Origin of the sequence: Paracidovorax avenae ATCC 19860, assembly GCF_000176855.2 — a bacterium.
Lineage (GTDB): Bacteria > Pseudomonadota > Gammaproteobacteria > Burkholderiales > Burkholderiaceae_C > Paracidovorax > Paracidovorax avenae.
This window is the reverse complement of sequence record NC_015138.1, coordinates 3,228,618-3,242,886: the sequence shown is the minus strand read 5'-3', so window position 1 is coordinate 3,242,886 and position 14,269 is coordinate 3,228,618. Positions and strand designations below refer to the sequence as shown.

At 72.1% G+C, this 14,269-nt stretch carries 13 protein-coding genes; 2 read left to right on the top strand and 11 right to left on the bottom strand.

The genetic code is table 11. The features are described from left to right. Positions 1–45 precede the first annotated feature (45 nt). From ACAV_RS14225 to ACAV_RS14215, 3 genes are all read right to left on the bottom strand, one after another. A complete protein-coding gene (locus tag ACAV_RS14225) occupies positions 46–300 on the bottom strand; it encodes a hypothetical protein (protein ID WP_013595268.1) in 255 nt (84 codons plus the stop codon). A 129-nt stretch (positions 301–429) separates the two neighbouring features. Further along, the gene (locus tag ACAV_RS14220) at positions 430–1,665 is read right to left on the bottom strand and encodes an MFS transporter (RefSeq protein ID WP_013595267.1); all 1,236 of its coding nucleotides are present in this window, start codon (positions 1,663–1,665) and stop codon (positions 430–432) included. A gap of 74 nt (positions 1,666–1,739) precedes the next feature. Continuing rightward, entirely contained in the window at positions 1,740–2,192 is a 453-nt protein-coding gene (locus tag ACAV_RS14215; protein ID WP_013595266.1) for a RidA family protein, read from the bottom strand. 256 nt (positions 2,193–2,448) lie between these two features. Here ACAV_RS14215 and soxR point away from each other — a divergent pair, with 256 nt between their 5' ends. Beyond that, entirely contained in the window at positions 2,449–2,904 is a 456-nt protein-coding gene (gene soxR, locus ACAV_RS14210; protein WP_013595265.1) for a redox-sensitive transcriptional activator SoxR, read from the top strand. Between the two features lie 12 nt (positions 2,905–2,916). Here soxR and ACAV_RS14205 read toward each other — a convergent pair whose 3' ends face one another. From ACAV_RS14205 to ACAV_RS14195, 3 genes are all read right to left on the bottom strand, one after another. Next, positions 2,917–3,534, bottom strand: coding sequence for an MgtC/SapB family protein (locus ACAV_RS14205; RefSeq protein WP_013595264.1), 618 nt, complete (start codon positions 3,532–3,534; stop codon positions 2,917–2,919). Between the two features lie 238 nt (positions 3,535–3,772). Continuing rightward, positions 3,773–4,618, bottom strand: a complete 846-nt coding sequence (locus ACAV_RS14200; protein ID WP_013595263.1) for a pseudouridine synthase — start codon at positions 4,616–4,618, stop codon at positions 3,773–3,775. Positions 4,619–4,662: 44 nt separating this feature from the next. Beyond that, positions 4,663–5,322, bottom strand: a complete 660-nt coding sequence (locus ACAV_RS14195) for a glycine zipper family protein (RefSeq protein WP_013595262.1) — start codon at positions 5,320–5,322, stop codon at positions 4,663–4,665. 132 nt (positions 5,323–5,454) lie between these two features. On the opposite strand from ACAV_RS14195, the gene ACAV_RS14190 reads away from it, so the two are divergent. Next, entirely contained in the window at positions 5,455–6,414 is a 960-nt protein-coding gene (locus ACAV_RS14190) for a DHH family phosphoesterase (RefSeq protein WP_041828779.1), read from the top strand. Between the two features lie 39 nt (positions 6,415–6,453). On the opposite strand, the gene ACAV_RS14185 is transcribed toward ACAV_RS14190, so the two are convergent. The 5 genes from ACAV_RS14185 to ACAV_RS14165 all read right to left on the bottom strand — a co-directional run bounded on the left by ACAV_RS14185 (position 6,454) and on the right by ACAV_RS14165 (position 14,207). Continuing rightward, positions 6,454–7,752 (bottom strand): DUF1501 domain-containing protein, encoded by a 1,299-nt coding sequence (locus tag ACAV_RS14185; protein WP_013595260.1) that lies wholly within the window; start codon positions 7,750–7,752, stop codon positions 6,454–6,456. 64 nt (positions 7,753–7,816) lie between these two features. Continuing rightward, complete coding sequence (locus ACAV_RS14180; RefSeq protein ID WP_013595259.1) at positions 7,817–9,466, bottom strand: DUF1800 domain-containing protein; 1,650 nt, start codon at positions 9,464–9,466, stop codon at positions 7,817–7,819. A 205-nt stretch (positions 9,467–9,671) separates the two neighbouring features. Then, positions 9,672–11,042, bottom strand: a complete 1,371-nt coding sequence (locus tag ACAV_RS14175; RefSeq protein WP_013595258.1) for an ABC transporter substrate-binding protein — start codon at positions 11,040–11,042, stop codon at positions 9,672–9,674. A gap of 116 nt (positions 11,043–11,158) precedes the next feature. Next, positions 11,159–12,769, bottom strand: coding sequence for a methyl-accepting chemotaxis protein (locus ACAV_RS14170; RefSeq protein WP_013595257.1), 1,611 nt, complete (start codon positions 12,767–12,769; stop codon positions 11,159–11,161). Positions 12,770–12,899: 130 nt separating this feature from the next. Next, complete coding sequence (locus tag ACAV_RS14165) at positions 12,900–14,207, bottom strand: MFS transporter (protein ID WP_013595256.1); 1,308 nt, start codon at positions 14,205–14,207, stop codon at positions 12,900–12,902. Positions 14,208–14,269: the final 62 nt, after the last annotated feature.

Sequence of the window (14,269 nt, the reverse complement as noted above, 5' to 3'; positions counted from 1 at the left end):
GCCTTTCAGTGGTGCGTGAACGTGGAGGGTGATCGTGAGGGCCGATCAGTCACCGCCGCCATCCCCGGTGCCGCCGCGGCCGCCTTCGGTGACGATCTTGCCTTCCTTCACATAGCGGTCGAACTCATGGCGGGGCAGGGCGGCGACGCCCGCTGCGTTTTCGTCCTGTTCCTTCCAGCTCAGCGTGACGCTGTCGTCCGCATGGGTGAGTTCCACCGGGCCTTCGGGAATGGCGATGGGCATGCCGTCGCCCTCGCGGTAGGTCACTTCGCCGTGGATGGTCGCGTGTTCTGCGTGCATGGGTCGGTCCTCCTCGCAATGCATGGTTGGGTGGGCCGGCCGCGCGGCGTGCGGGGCCTTCTGGAAGCCATTACACCGGTACGGCCGGGGGGGGCCGTGTCGGACCACGCCGCCATTGCGCGACCGCGCTCATCCGTGGCGGGCCGCCTGCCGGGCCAGCCGGGCGTCGTGCCACATCGCGGCGCAGTTCGCGCCCGCCACCGCCAGGCCGATGGCGCAGGTGGCGCCCCAGCCGCCGTGCTGCCATGCCGCCGAACCCAGCGCGGAGCCGAGGGCGGCGCCGGCGAAGTAGGTCGTCATGTACACGGCGTTGAGCCGCGAGCGGGCCTGCGGCGCCAGGGCGTAGATCACGTTCTGGTTGCTGATGTGCACGCCCTGCAGCGCCAGGTCGATCGCCAGCACCCCCACCAGGAACCACGGCAGGCTGGCGCCGCCCAGCCACAGTGCGCCCCAGCTGGCCGCGAGCAGCAGCACGGAGGCCCGCGTGGTCCACTGCTCATGTCCGCGGTCGGCCATGCGGCCCGCCCAGTTGGCCATGAGCGCGCCGGCCACGCCCGCCAGCCCCACCAGGCCGATCTGCGCGTCTCCCAGCCGGTGCGCGGGCCCGGCCAGCATCAGCGCCATCGTGGAAAACAGCACGCTCACCGAGCCGAAGGACAGGCCGCCCAGCAGGGCCCGGCTGCGCAGCCGCGGGTGCTGCCGCGCCAGGGTGGCCAGCGAGCGCAGCACCTGCCCGTAGCTGGGCGGGTTCGGCGTGCGCAGTGCCGGCAGGGCGAACCACAGTGCCACGGCCACGACCAGGATCGCGATCCCGCCCACGCGGTACACCAGGCTCCATCCGCCCACGCCCGACAGCAGCCCCGCCACGCTGCGTGCCGCCAGGATGCCCACCAGCAGGCCGCTCATCACCAGCCCCACCGCTCGGCCGCTGCGCCCCGGCGCGGCCAGCGCCGCGGCCATCGGCACCAGCACCTGCGCCGCCACCGAGAACAGCCCCGTCATCAGCGTGCCGGCGGCCAGTGCGCCGAAGCTGCCGGCGAATCCGCTCAGGAACAGCCCGCAGGCGGCCAGCGCCATCAGCGCCACCACCAGGCGCCGCCTCTCCAGCTTGTCGCCCAGCGGCACCAGCAGCAGCAGGCCGGCCGCATACGACACCTGGGCGATCGTCACGGTGAACGCGGCGCGTGATTCGCTCACGCCCAGTTGCACCGCGATCGAATGCAGCAGGGGCTGGTTGAAGTAGTTGGCCCCGGCGCAGAGGCCGCAGGCCGTGGCCATGAGGAGCAGGACGGGCGTGGACAGGCCGGCAGGGGCCTGGGTGAGCGGGGTGGGGCCCGCGTGGGTGGCTGGGGAACTGGATGGCATGGGATGTGAATCGGTCTGCAGGAAATGGCGAAGGCATGGGGCACCGTGGCCCGCGGGCATGGGGTGGATGCGCTTCACGCCGCCGGCAGCACTGCCGTGGCGTCGATTTCGAACAGCATGCCATCGAGCGCGAGCCGCGGCACGGGAATCAGCGTACAGGCCGGGAGGGCAGCGCCGGCCCAGCGGGCGAGCAGGGCCGCGCCGCAGGAGCGCAGCCGTTCTTCCGAATGGTCCACCACCAGCACCGTGAGGCGGGCGACGTCGCGCGGCGCGGCGCCCGCCGCGGCCAGCGCGGTGCAGAGGTTGTCCAGCGCCTGGCGCACCTGGGCATCGAAACCCTCGGCCAGCCGGCCCTCGGCGTCCTCCCCGCCCTGGCCGGCGACGTGGATGAGGCGGGCCGGCCCCTGCACGATGGCCAGGTGGGAATAGCCGTTCGGCGCGGGGTCGTAGAGCCCGGGCGGGTTGGCGAAGGACAGTACGGGATGGGCAGCGGGGGAAGGATTCGGGGCTGGTGAGCAAGGAGTCATGGGAAAGCATTGATGTTCAGGAAAAAGAGCCTGCCGGCGAGACCGGCAACCGCATGCCCTGCAGTATCGAACCTCAACTAAACTTGAGGTCAAACGCTTTTTTTCCACACTGCCTATCGCCCGCTACCGCTCCATGCCGCCCACCTCCCGCAGCACCCCGCCTTCCGCTCCTCCGGCTTCGGCCACACCGTCAGCCACATTGCCGGTCGCATCACTCGCCGCCAAGTCTCCTTCGCGGCGGGCAGGCCGTGCCGACATGCCCGAACTTACCGTGGGCGAAGTCGCCGACCGCAGCGGGCTGGCGGTGTCGGCGCTGCATTTCTACGAATCCAAGGGCCTGATCGCCAGCGTGCGCAGCGCCGGCAACCAGCGCCGCTATCCACGCTCCGTGCTGCGGCGCGTCGCCGTCATCAAGATCGCGCAGCGCATGGGGTTGCCACTGGCGACCATCGCGGACGCCCTGCAGGCCCTGCCCGAGGGCCGCACGCCCACGGTGGCCGACTGGCGCCGGCTGTCCGCAGCCTGGCGCGCGGAGCTCGATGAACGCATCGCCACGCTCACGCGCCTGCGCGACCAGCTCGACGGCTGCATCGGCTGCGGGTGCCTGTCCCTGCGCGCCTGCCCGTTGCGCAATCCGGACGACACCCTGGGGGCTTCGGGCGCGGGGCCGCATTTTTCCCCCGATCCGGCCGCACGCCGGCGGGCACGCTGAGGGCGTAAATGCTCAGGATGCCGGGGGCGGGCCGCCGCCGGTGGAGCCTGTCTCGCTGCCGTGGTTCGGCGCCGAGGAGGGCGAGCGCGCTCCTGCCGCGGCCCGGCGTTCCCCGGCTGCCGGCGCATCGTCCTCCGCGGGGGCGCTGCGCCCGTGCAAGAGCCGCTGCGCGAGCGGCTCCGCAGCCAGCACCAGCAGCGCCAGCAGCGTGCTCAGCAGCGCGGTGGCCTCGCGGCCCAGGCCCGCCGCCACGCCGATCGCCGCGGTGAGCCAGATGCCGGCCGCGGTGGTGAGCCCGCGTATCTGGTGCGCGCCGTCGCTCTTGAGGATGGTGCCCGCACCCAGGAAGCCCACGCCTGCGATGATGCCCTGCAGCACGCGGCTGTTGTCCGCGGGCGCGATGCCTTCCTGCTCGGCCACCAGCACGAACAGTGCCGCGCCCATCGACACCAGCATGTGCGTGCGCACCCCGGCAGCCTTGCCGCGGTGCTCGCGCTCCCAGCCCAGCAGTCCGCCCAGCAGCCCGGCCATGCCCAGGCGCACCACGATGCGCGTGGCCTGCTCCAGGTCGGGCAGGTCGGAAAATTCGCCGGCCGTCGTGGCCAGGATCACCTCCCACCACTCCGTCATGCGGCGCCCCCGTGCGGGCATGCGCCGGAATGTGCCTGGAGGCTCCGGCCGTCAGGGCCGCGGGGGATGGTGTCGTGCATGGCGGAAGTCGAGTCTTCGGAAGTGGCCCCGACTTTGCGCCGCGGGCAGCCGGCATCCCGGCAGCACCTGTCGCGACAGCGGGTAGGACGGCGCCTACCGGCAGCGGCAAGGCCTTCCTGCCAGTCCCTGCATGCGCGTTCCCCGGTGGATTCCGGCGTCAGCGTTCCGGGGCCGCCGCGTCGCCGCAGCGGACCCAGTCGAGGCACAGCACGCGCGCCTGCCAGTCGTGCAGGTCGGGTGAACCCGCCGACAGATCCGCCGGCACCTCCGGCGGGCCCGCCCCGTCCGGCGCGGCCGGCGTGCCGGGCAGCGGGCCACCGTGCAGGCCACTGTCCAGGACCAGCATGTCGCCCGTCGCGGGATGCGGCAGTGCCAGCCGCCAGGCGTGCAGCCAGAGCCGTTGCAGGCCCAGCCGCTGTGCCCACCAGCGGTTCAGCGGACCTTTGCCGTGGGTGGCGTCGCCCAGGATCGGATGGGCGATGTGCTTGAGGTGCCGGCGGATCTGGTGGCGGCGGCCGGTTTCCGGCAGGGCTTCCACCAGCGAAGCCCGCGTGGTGGCGAAGCGCGTGTCGCTGGCCTCGGGCAGTTCCAGCCGCGCAAGGCAGCGCAGCGCCGTGCGGGCCGGCTGAACGGCGGCGTCGGGCGGCGCATCGTCCGGGCGCAGGGCATGGTCCACCTGCACCCGGTCCGGCGCATGGCCGCGCACGAGGGCGAGGTAGCGCTTGTCCACCCGGTGGTGCTCGAAGGCCTGCGACAGCGCGCGGGCCGCGTCCGCGTGCAGCCCCATCACCAGCACCCCGCAGGTGCCCTTGTCGAGCCGGTGTACCGGATAGACGCGGCGGCCCATCTGGTCGCGCAGCGCCTGCATCACGAAGCGGGTCTCCCCTGCGTCCAGCCCCGTGCGGTGCACCAGCCATCCGGCAGGCTTGTACACGGCGACGAGGTCGTCGTCCTGCCAGAGGATGGACAGGGGCGGGTGGCGGGGTGCGGTCGGAAGCGGCATCGGGCGCGCAGCATACCCCGGCGTGGGCACCGCGGCCCGGCCGTTCAGCGCAGCACGCGGCAGTTGCCGAACTCGCAGCGGATCGCCAGCGCATCGCCGTTGTCGCAGGCCACGGTATAGGTCTCGAAGCCCGGCCCCTTGGCCGCCAGCGCCGCGACGGGCTGGGCGCTGCAGGCCTGCGCGCGCGCCAGCTGCTGGGCGCTGAAACTGTCCACCCCCAGCGCGATGGCGGGCAGCGCGGGCCCGGTCACCGTGCCGGGAGCGGGCTCGGCGGGCGGCGGCGGCAGAGGCGCCGCGGGGTAGGGCCCGGTCGCATGGCCGCGCGCCTGCATGCAGCTGTCCACCGCGCGGCGCCGGCGCTCCAGCGGCTGCAGGCCCTGGGTGGCCCCGAGCGCGCCGCCCGCCACGGCCCAGTCGCGCACCGCATCGTGGCTGCCGCCCGCGGACCAGGCGAGCGACGCCAGCACCAGCGCGCCGGTCAGCATGCCGTCCAGCGTCTCGATCACCACGCCGATCTGCTGCGCATAGCGCTGGCATTCGGCCAGGTCGGCCGCATGGCGCTGCACCTCGGCCGGATCCGCGCTGGCCGGCGAGGGCACCGTGCTGGCGCATCCCGCAAGCGCCAGCGCGGCCGCCAGCAGGCCGGTGCAGGCCAGGCGTGCAGGGGCCTTGCGGCCGGGGCGGAGGGGGTGGGTTGCGGGCATGTGGGGCTCCTCGGGCGGAGTGGGGTGACGGGCAGGGCGGGACGGCATCGGATGCATGTCCCGCCGACTGCGCCATTGTTCCGCGCCGCGCGCGAGCGCGCCAGCCCCGATGTCGCGGACAATCGCGCCCCTATGACCACGACGACTTCCGCCCCCGCTCCCGCGCGCACCCTGCTGCCCCAGACACTGCTCATGGCCCCCTCGCCCGGCGATCCATCCCCCCTGGTGCTCTACCACGGCCGCTGCGCCGACGGCTTCGGTGCCGCGCTGGCCGCCTGGCGCTATTACGGCGGCGAGGTCGAATGCGTGGGCCTGTCTCACGGCCAGGCGAAGTCGGTGGAGGACCTGCCGCCCCTGGAAGGCCGGTACGTGTACATCCTGGACTTCTCGTTCCCGCCCGAACTGCTGCGCGCCATCGACGAACGCGCCGCCCGCCTCGTGATGCTGGACCACCACAAGAGCGCTGCCGAACAGCTCACCGGCTTCGCCTGCCGCTGCGGCGTGGTGCATTTCGACATGGACAAGTCGGGCGCGCGCCTGGCCTGGGACTTCTTCCATGCGGAGGCACCGCTGCCCGATCTGGTGCGCTACATCGAAGACCGCGACCTCTGGAACTGGAAGTACCCCGAGACTGCCGGCTATGTCGCCGCGCTGGACATGGAACCCTTCGACTTCGCGCGCTGGGACGCCATCGCCCGTTTCACGCCGGACCAGACGCAGGCCTTCGTCGCGCGCGGCGAGGCCATGGACGAGAAGTTCCGCCACCTCGCGGCCGACGTGGCCGGTGGCGCGCAGCCGCTGGTATTCGACGGTGAGCAGGGCCTGATGGTCAATGCCCCGGGCGCCTTCCACAGCCTGATCGGCGAGATGCTCTCCCAGCAGTCCGGCACCTTCGCGCTGATGTGGGTGGTGGGCAAGGACGGGCAGGTCAAGGTCGGCCTGCGCTCGCAGCGCGGCTACGACTGCTCGGTGCTCGCGACCCGCATGGGCGGCGGGGGCCATGCGCAAGCCTGCGGATTCCGCATGGGGCGGGATCGGTTGCCGGAGTTGCTGACGGGCGTGTTCAAGTCGGGTGCGCCAGCACAGGGCTGAGACACGGCGCCGCGAATCACCGGCCCCCTCCGGCGTCTTTCAAACCAGCCGCAGGTCTTTGGGTTTCGCGCCCGGGAACACCCGGGCCAGCGCGTTCCCGTTCAGTCCGTACATGCGCCCGAAGATCCCGCCCAGCACGCCACGGTAGTCGTTGAGCACCGGATAGTCGCGGTTCTGGAACAGCGTGGTCGCGGTGAGCGCCTGCTGCTCGCCCGCGATGCGTCCGCCGGCGATGCCGCCGCCCAGCACCCACATCACGCTGCCGTGGCCGTGGTCGGTGCCGCGGTTGCCGTTCTCGCGGAAGGTGCGGCCGAACTCGCTCACCACGACGACCGTGGTGCGGTTCCAGGCCGGGCCCATTTCGTCAGCGAAGGCTGCGAGGCCCCGGCCCAGCTCCTCGAAGCGGTTGGCCAGCGCGCCCGTTGCGTTGCCCTGGCCCACGTGCGTATCCCAGCCGCCCACGTCCACGAACCCCAGGTTGTAGCGCGACTGCATGAGGCGCGCCATGCGCCGCGCCGTGCCCTCGAAGCCCTTGGTGCTGAGCGCGTTGCGGCTGGCGGCGTCCATCTCGCCCTGCATGGTGCGCGCCACCTCGTCGCGCGTCTGGAAGCCCTCGGCCACGGGGGCGGCCAGCGGCGTGCCCTGGTACATGGAGGCGATCAGTCCCGCCTGCCGTTCGTCGATGCCGGGCTTGGACACGCCGGCCGCGGCCAGGGCCGTGTTGGGCACGTCGTAGCCGCCGCGCAGCACCAGCGGCAGCGTGTCGGTGAAGGCCATCGGCGAGAGATGGTCGTGCCAGCGCGTCTGTGCCCCGAGCTCCGTCGCCAGCCGGTTCAGGAAGCCCGAGCGGTAGTCGCGCCGCGCGCCCACGGGCTGGCCCAGCTCGATGCTGTCCTGCGTGTCGAAGTGACTGCGCGTGAGATCGTCGGTGCCCGAGAACGGCACGAAGGCGACCTGTTTCTTTGCATAGAGCGGCTGCAGCGAACCGGCCAGCGCCGGGTGCAGGCCCCAGTCGGCCGTGAGCTGCAGGGCGCCGCCCTCGGCGCCGGGCCGGGGGATGGCGATGTTCGGGCGGCTTTCGTAGTAGAAGTCGCTGGCAGTGGGCACCAGCAGGCTCGCGCAATCGTAGCCGCCACGCAGGAAGACGAGCAGGAAGCGTGCATCCGTGGCGCCCTGCGGCGTGGCCGCCAGGCTGGCCTGCAGCACGCCCGGTGCGGCCAGCGCGGCGAGCGCCTGCAGGCAGCGCCGGCGCGTGGGCGCGATGCCGGCAAGGCCCGGCACGGCATCGGCCGCATCGCGGGGCAGGGAGGAATCTCGGGGGGCGTCGGAATGCGTCATGGCAGGCCTTTCCTGGGTCATCGGGGAGCTGGGGGCGCTGCATCCGCAACGCCCGGAGCGGCCATCAGGCGTACATGAATTCGGGGGCGGACAGCAAGAAAGTGTTCCATTCCGCAGGCGAGCCGGCGCGCGCCAGCGCCACCCGCGTGGCCGGCGCCAGCTGTGGCTCCATGGCGCGGAAGGCGGCGTTCTGCGCGATCGCGGGGGGCTGCACCTTCGGCGGCGGCGCCCCTTCGGTGCGGTAGAGCGCACCGGTCCCTGCCCCGCCCAGCGCCCGCGCGATCTCGAAGCGCACGGCCATCTGGCCGGAGCTGGTCCAGGCGGCGGCGTCCAGCGGATAGCCGTCCGGCGTGACGCGGCCGTAGAGCGGCTCGGCCAGGCGCTGCAGCCACGAGAGCGCCGGATCGGGATTGGCCAGCACGCGGTCGGAGTAGCCCAGGCGCAGGCCGGCCATCACGTATTGCACGGGGTCGCGCAGCCGGGTGCCGAGCGAGGCCTGGAACGCCTCGCTCGTGAACAGCGTCTGCAGCACCGCGCCGATGTGGCCATCGGTCTGCTGGAAGCGCTCGGCCATCGCCTGCAGCAGCGCGGGTGGCGGCGCGTCGCCCACCAGGTAGGCGGCCATCTTGCGGGTCACGAAGCGGGCGGTGGCCGGAGCGCGGGCGAGCCGGTCCAGCGCCTCGTCCAGCTCCGCCATGCCCTGGCCCTGCAGCGGCTGGCCGAGCAGTTCCTTCGGATCCCAGTCATGGCGCTGCGGATGGAACTCGTACAGGCCGCGGCGCACGTACTGGCGCGCCCATTCGGGCTTGAGTTTCGGCGGTGGCTCGTCCAGCGGGCGCAGCGACACACCGTGGCCGGTGAGCACGCGCGCCATCTCCTGCACGTCGTGCTGGCTGTAGCCGCCGTCCACGCCCAGCGTGTGCAGCTCCATCAGCTCGCGTGCGTAGTTCTCGTTGATGCGGCGGGCGGCGTTCTGCGCGTTGTCCAGGTAGCGCAGCATGGCCGGATGCCGCACCGTGGCGCCCAGCAGGTCGCGGAATCGCCCCAGTGCATGCGGGCGGATGGCGCGGTCCTCGTAGTCGCCCACCATGGCGCGGATGTCCGCCTTGCCGGCGAACACGTTGAAATGGTTCATCCAGAACCAGGTCATCTTCTCCTGCAGCTGCGCCGGGGAGTACACGGCCCGCAGCACGAAGCGCCGCTCGGCCTCGCGCTGCAGGGCCCGCATGTCGCGCTGGTAGGCGTCCTGGGCGGCCTTGCGGGCGTCTTCGGTGGGTTCGTTCTTGATGGCTTGCTGGCGCGCCTGCATGTCGATGGCCAGGGTTTCCATCGGCGTGCGGGTGATGGCCATGGCATCGATCTGCGCCTGCGCCTCGGGCGGCAGCGGGGCGTTCGGCGCGGGACGCAGCAGTGCCGCCACCGTGGCCGCGGGGCCGACGCGCTGCAGGCCCTCCAGCGCCGCGGCATTGGCGCCCCAGGTGAGCCGGTCCAGCAGGCGCGCGCCCTCCGCGGGGGAGCGGGGCGCATCGCGGTCGCTTTCGGCGGCGAAGGCACCGGGCGGCGCGGCCAGCGTGAGCCCGGCGGCACCGCACAGCCCCACGGCGGCGGTGGCGAGCCATTGGCGGCGCCCGATGACGGGATGCCCGGGCTCCGGATCTTCGGGGCCGCGCAGGGACGCGGCACGGGCAGCAGCGGCGTTCACGAAGGACAGCATGGTGTTGGAGGAAGAGTGGCTGTGGCGCGCATGGTGCGCCGCCGCGCGGGGCCCCGCAAGGGGGCTGGCGAGGTTTTACCCGGCGGACACAGATGTATCGCCGCGTGCCCTGCATCTCATCAGGAGAAAAGCGCGGAATCCGTAGCCTGTAATGGATAGGGTGCTATTGGATGAATAGCAAATGGCCGGCGCCGCGCCGGCGCCGTCACCGTTCGGGACCGACCGGTCCGGTGCCCAGGAACAGGTCCTTGAGCCGCTGCGTGGCGCGCGCGTCGTCGATGCGGCCCTGCAGGTGCTGCATGACGATGTCGTTGATGTGCTGCTGCACCGAGCGCGGGGACAGCGCCGAGAAGGACGCGAGCACGGTACGCCGCATGTTGGCGCTGCGCAGGTCCCGGATGGCCTGGCGGCCGCAGGCGTCCGCGCCGGTGTCGGGCACATCCACGCGCGCGGGCGCCGCGCCGCTGGCAATGCCCATCTCGCGCTGGAAGTCCGGGTCCATCGCCATGCGCATGAAGGCCCGCTGCGCGGCCGGGTCCACCTGCGCGCCGCGCACGAAGCCGATCTGGTCGCCGATGTAGAGCACCATGCCCTGCGTGTCCGGGAAACGCGGGCACAGGTAGTCCTGCCCGGCCTCCATCCCGCGCTGGCGCAGCTCGCCGTTCAGCCAGCTGCCCTGCATCTGCAGCAGCGCCTTGCCCTGCTCGACCAGGCCGCTGGCGCTGCTCCAGTCGCGCGATGCTGCGTTGGCGCGCAGGTAGGGCCGCAGCTGCGCCATGCGCGCGAAGATGCGCATCACCACGGCCTCGTCGTAGGCACGCCGGTCATGCTCCAGGAAGAACCGCCGGTAGAACTCCGCGCCGCCCGCGCCGGCCGCCACGGACTCGAACCAGAACGAGTATTCCCACGCATCGGCGCCGATCCCCACCGGCACGATGCCCGCCTCCTGCGCGCGGGCGAGCAGCGCAAGCAGTTCGTCCCAGGTATCGGGCACGGTACCGCCCAGGCGGTCGAGCAGCGGCTTGTTGAACCACAGCAGGTTGGTGGAATGCACGGACAGCGGCGCCGCGATCCAGTGGCCGCGAAACCGCGCCCATTCCTGCAGCGCGTGGGGCACCACCTCTTCCCACTCCTGCTCGCGCGCGACCGCGTCCAGCGGCAGCAGCAGGCCCTTGGCAGCCAGCGGCGGCGCGCCTTCGCCCGCTGTCATCACCGCGGCGGGACGGGGCAGGCGGTGCTGGAAACGCTGGGTGAACACCGACAGCGCGCTGTTGCCGTTGCCGCAGACCGGCTCCTCGATCGTCCAGTGCAGGCCGTGCCGCGCCAGATGCCGCGCCAGCACTTCGCTGCGCTGGTGCTCGCCGGGCGAGGCCCAGCAGTGCCAGACATGCAGTGCCGGTGGCTCGGCTGCCCGCGGTGCGGGCCGGGCCGGTTCCCGTGCCTTGACGGGCGGCGCGCCCATGGCCGCGGCGGCCCAGGCCGCCAGCAGCAGCCCGGCCATCCATCCGGTGGCCCGGGCCGGCCTGCGGCGGGAGCGGGAAAGGGCGGCTGGGCCGCGGGCCGTGGCGGAATGCATGGACAAAGCGCGTCGAGCGGAGGGAAGGGTGGCGCGGATTCTAGGGCCTGTTCACGCTATGCACAGTCCACCGATCCGTGGCCTCCGGGGCGACGCGGGCCTTGCCCCGCGCCCGGTCAGGACATCGCCAGCCGGTGCGCGGACGCCGCGCCGCCGGCGAGACCCGGCACCCGGAAAACCGACACCGATTGGTCCAGCCGCCGGGCCTGGTCGCGCAGGCTGGCCGCCGCCGCAGCGCCTTCCTCCACCAGCGCGGCATTCTGCTGCGTGGCCTGGTCCATCTGCGCCACGGCCTGGCCCACCTGCAGCACGCCGTCGCTCTGCTCGGCGCTCGCCACGCTGATCTCGCCCACGATCTCGCTCACGCGGCGGATCTCCGTCACGATCTCGGACATGGTGGTGCCCGCCTGGGAGACCAGGGCCGCTCCCCGGTCCACCTTCTCCACGCTGCCCAGGATCAGCGCCCGGATCTCCTTGGCCGCCTGCGCGCTGCGCTGCGCCAGCGTGCGCACCTCGGCGGCGACCACGGCGAAGCCGCGCCCCTGTTCGCCCGCGCGCGCCGCCTCCACGGCCGCGTTCAGCGCCAGGATGTTGGTCTGGAAGGCGATGCTGTCGATCACGCCGGTGATGTCCGTGATCTGGCGGGAGCTGGCGCTGATCTCCTGCATGGTGTCCACCACCTGCTCGACGATCTGCCCGCCGCGGTTCGCCACGTCGGTGGCGCCGGTCGCCAGCTGGCTCGCGGCGCGGGCGTTGTCCGCGTTGTGGCGCACCGTCGCGCTCAGCTGCTCCATGGCCGATGCCGTCTCCTGCAGGGCGCTGGCCTGCAGCTCCGTGCGCCGGCTCAGGTCCGCGTTGCCGGTGGCGATCTCGCCGGATCCCGTGGTGATCGAGTCCGAAGCGAGCCGCACGTCGGTCACGATGTGCGCCAGCGTCGCATGCATGCTCGCCAGCGAGGCCAGCACGCTGCCGGGCACGATCGCGCCCTGGCGCTGCATGGGGGAGAGGTCGCCGCTGGCCACCTGCTCGGCGATCTGCCGCAGTTCCGCAGGTTCGCCGCCCAGTGCGCCGGTCAGCCGGCGCGTGATGACGAGGCCCGCCACGGTGGCGATGACGAACGCCAGCACGGCGGCGGCGATCAGCGCGGCCCGTTCCGTCCCGAGCCGGTCCTCGGCGTCGTTGGCCAGCTCGTGGGCCTTGCTCTGGGACAGCTGTGCGTATTCGGAGGTGACGGCCGCGAACTGGTCGAGCAGCGGGCGGCATTCGCGGTTCAGCTTGGTGATGGCGGCTTCACGCTCGCCGCGCGCCGCCAGGTCGATGATGCCGAGCGCGATGGGCGCATAGCTCTGCTCGATCCGGTCCATCTGCGCCACCAGCGCGCGCGCCTTGTCGGAGGTGTCCGTGGCCTGCGCCATCAGTTGCTTGAGCTCCGCCATCGATTTCTGGACCTGGGCATGGGCCTGCTCGCCGCGCGACTTCTCGGTCTGCACGTCGGCCGGCGTGGTCGCCAGGACGATGTTGCGCGCGGCGATGGCGCGCTCGTCGATGGCGGTGCGCAACTGGGCCGTGACCGCGGTGCGCGCCCCGATGCCGTGCACATAGCCCTGGAAGCGCGTGGTCGCGTCGCCCAGCGCCGTGAGGCCGAACAGCGACATGAAGAGGATCAGCACCCCCATCGTGCCGAAAGCCACCATCAGCTGCGTGCGCACTTTTGCATCTTTGTTCATAAGGTTCTCCCGAAAAATTGATTCCATCAGAGAACGATGGTCCCGCATTTCAGTAGAAGCCCCGAATTCCGCAAAAGAGCGCGGCAGTGAATTGGTAAAAATACCACATCATCGATGTGGTTATTGAGAATCAGTGGCGATGGCGCGGCTCGGCACCCGCCTGGGGCGATGCCTCCTCGAAGCGGTCCACCCGCCGCAGCGGCTTGAACATCCAGGCCCAGGCCCCCACCACGCCGAGCGTGCACAGTCCACCCACCACGGCAGCGGGCACGGTGCCCAGCCAGGCGGCGCTGGTGCCGGCGCGGAATTCCCCCAGCTCGTTGGAGGAGCCGATGAACAGCATGTTCACCGCGCTCACCCGGCCGCGCATGGCATCGGGCGTGGAGAACTGCACCAGCGAGCCGCGGATGTACACGCTCACCATGTCCGCCGCGCCCGCGACCACCAGCGCCGCGAACGACAGCCAGAACACGGTCGAGAACGCGAACACCAGGTTGGCCACGCCGAAGATGGCCACCGCGACGAACATCGTCACCCCCACCCGGCGGTTGAACGGCCGCAGGCTCAGGTACAGGCCCATGCCCACCTCGCCCATGGCCATGGCGCTGCGCAGTGCACCCAGGCCTTCCGGTCCCACGTGCAGCACCTCGTGCGCGTAGATGGGCAGTAGCGCGATCACGCCGCCCAGCAGCACGGCGAACAGGTCCAGAGAGATCGTGCCCAGGATGATGGGCCGCGACCGGATGAAACGGATGCCTTCGCCGAACCGCTCGCGCATCGTGCCCAGCATCGGCCCCGGCGGGGCAGCATGCGCCACCGGCACCCGCAGCATCAGCGCGGCCCCCACGGCGAACGCCACCAGGCATACGGCATACGTCAGCTCGCCGCCGCCGGCCGCGTACAGCAGGCCGCCCAGGAACGGGCCGGCGATGGCCGCGGTGCGCATCAGCATGGAGTTGGCGGCGATGGCCGAGGCCAGCCGCTCGCGCGGCACCACCTGCGGCAGCAGGCTCTGCAGGGCAGGGGCCGAGAAAGCGCGCGAGGCGCCGAACAGCACCAGCACCGCGTAGATGCCCGTGACCCCCGCGGTACCGTGCCCCGCGAGCCACCACAGCGCCGCGCTGCACACGGCGCCCACGGCCCAGCTGGCGCACAGGATGCGCTTGCGCTGCACGCGATCGATCAGGTCGCCCGCGGGCAGCAGCAGTGCCAGCATTGGCAGGAACTGCGCCAGCCCCACGCAGGCCAGCGCCATCGGCTCGCGGGTCAGGTCATACACCTGCCAGGCCACCACCACCGCTTGCACCTGCGTGGCGAACATGGCGGCCACCCGTGCCACGATGAACGCGAGAAAACCGGGATGCCGGTAGATGCTGGAGGAGCGGGGTGTCGAGATGGCGGAGGGCGGGGGGGACGGAGGAACAGGCACGGCCCGCATGCTACCCCTTCGCGCGCGCCGCCGCCCGGAATCCGCCGCCGGGCCTGGCATGCCCTGCCTGG

Bases quoted from the DNA above. Each gene is read 5' to 3' on its own strand.
- ACAV_RS14220 (WP_013595267.1), bottom strand. From the start codon at position 1,665: ATGCCATCCAGTTCCCCAGCCACCCACGCGGGCCCCACCCCGCTCACC.
- ACAV_RS14205 (WP_013595264.1), bottom strand. From the start codon at position 3,534: ATGACGGAGTGGTGGGAGGTGATCCTGGCCACGACGGCCGGCGAATTT.
- ACAV_RS14165 (WP_013595256.1), bottom strand. From the start codon at position 14,207: ATGCGGGCCGTGCCTGTTCCTCCGTCCCCCCCGCCCTCCGCCATCTCG.
- ACAV_RS14225 (WP_013595268.1), bottom strand. From the start codon at position 300: ATGCACGCAGAACACGCGACCATCCACGGCGAAGTGACCTACCGCGAG.
- ACAV_RS14185 (WP_013595260.1), bottom strand. From the start codon at position 7,752: ATGACGCATTCCGACGCCCCCCGAGATTCCTCCCTGCCCCGCGATGCG.
- ACAV_RS14215 (WP_013595266.1), bottom strand. From the start codon at position 2,192: ATGACTCCTTGCTCACCAGCCCCGAATCCTTCCCCCGCTGCCCATCCC.
- ACAV_RS14195 (WP_013595262.1), bottom strand. From the start codon at position 5,322: ATGCCCGCAACCCACCCCCTCCGCCCCGGCCGCAAGGCCCCTGCACGC.
- soxR (WP_013595265.1), top strand. From the start codon at position 2,449: ATGCCCGAACTTACCGTGGGCGAAGTCGCCGACCGCAGCGGGCTGGCG.
- ACAV_RS14200 (WP_013595263.1), bottom strand. From the start codon at position 4,618: ATGCCGCTTCCGACCGCACCCCGCCACCCGCCCCTGTCCATCCTCTGG.
- ACAV_RS14180 (WP_013595259.1), bottom strand. From the start codon at position 9,466: ATGCTGTCCTTCGTGAACGCCGCTGCTGCCCGTGCCGCGTCCCTGCGC.
- ACAV_RS14175 (WP_013595258.1), bottom strand. From the start codon at position 11,042: ATGCATTCCGCCACGGCCCGCGGCCCAGCCGCCCTTTCCCGCTCCCGC.
- ACAV_RS14190 (WP_041828779.1), top strand. From the start codon at position 5,455: ATGACCACGACGACTTCCGCCCCCGCTCCCGCGCGCACCCTGCTGCCC.
- ACAV_RS14170 (WP_013595257.1), bottom strand. From the start codon at position 12,769: ATGAACAAAGATGCAAAAGTGCGCACGCAGCTGATGGTGGCTTTCGGC.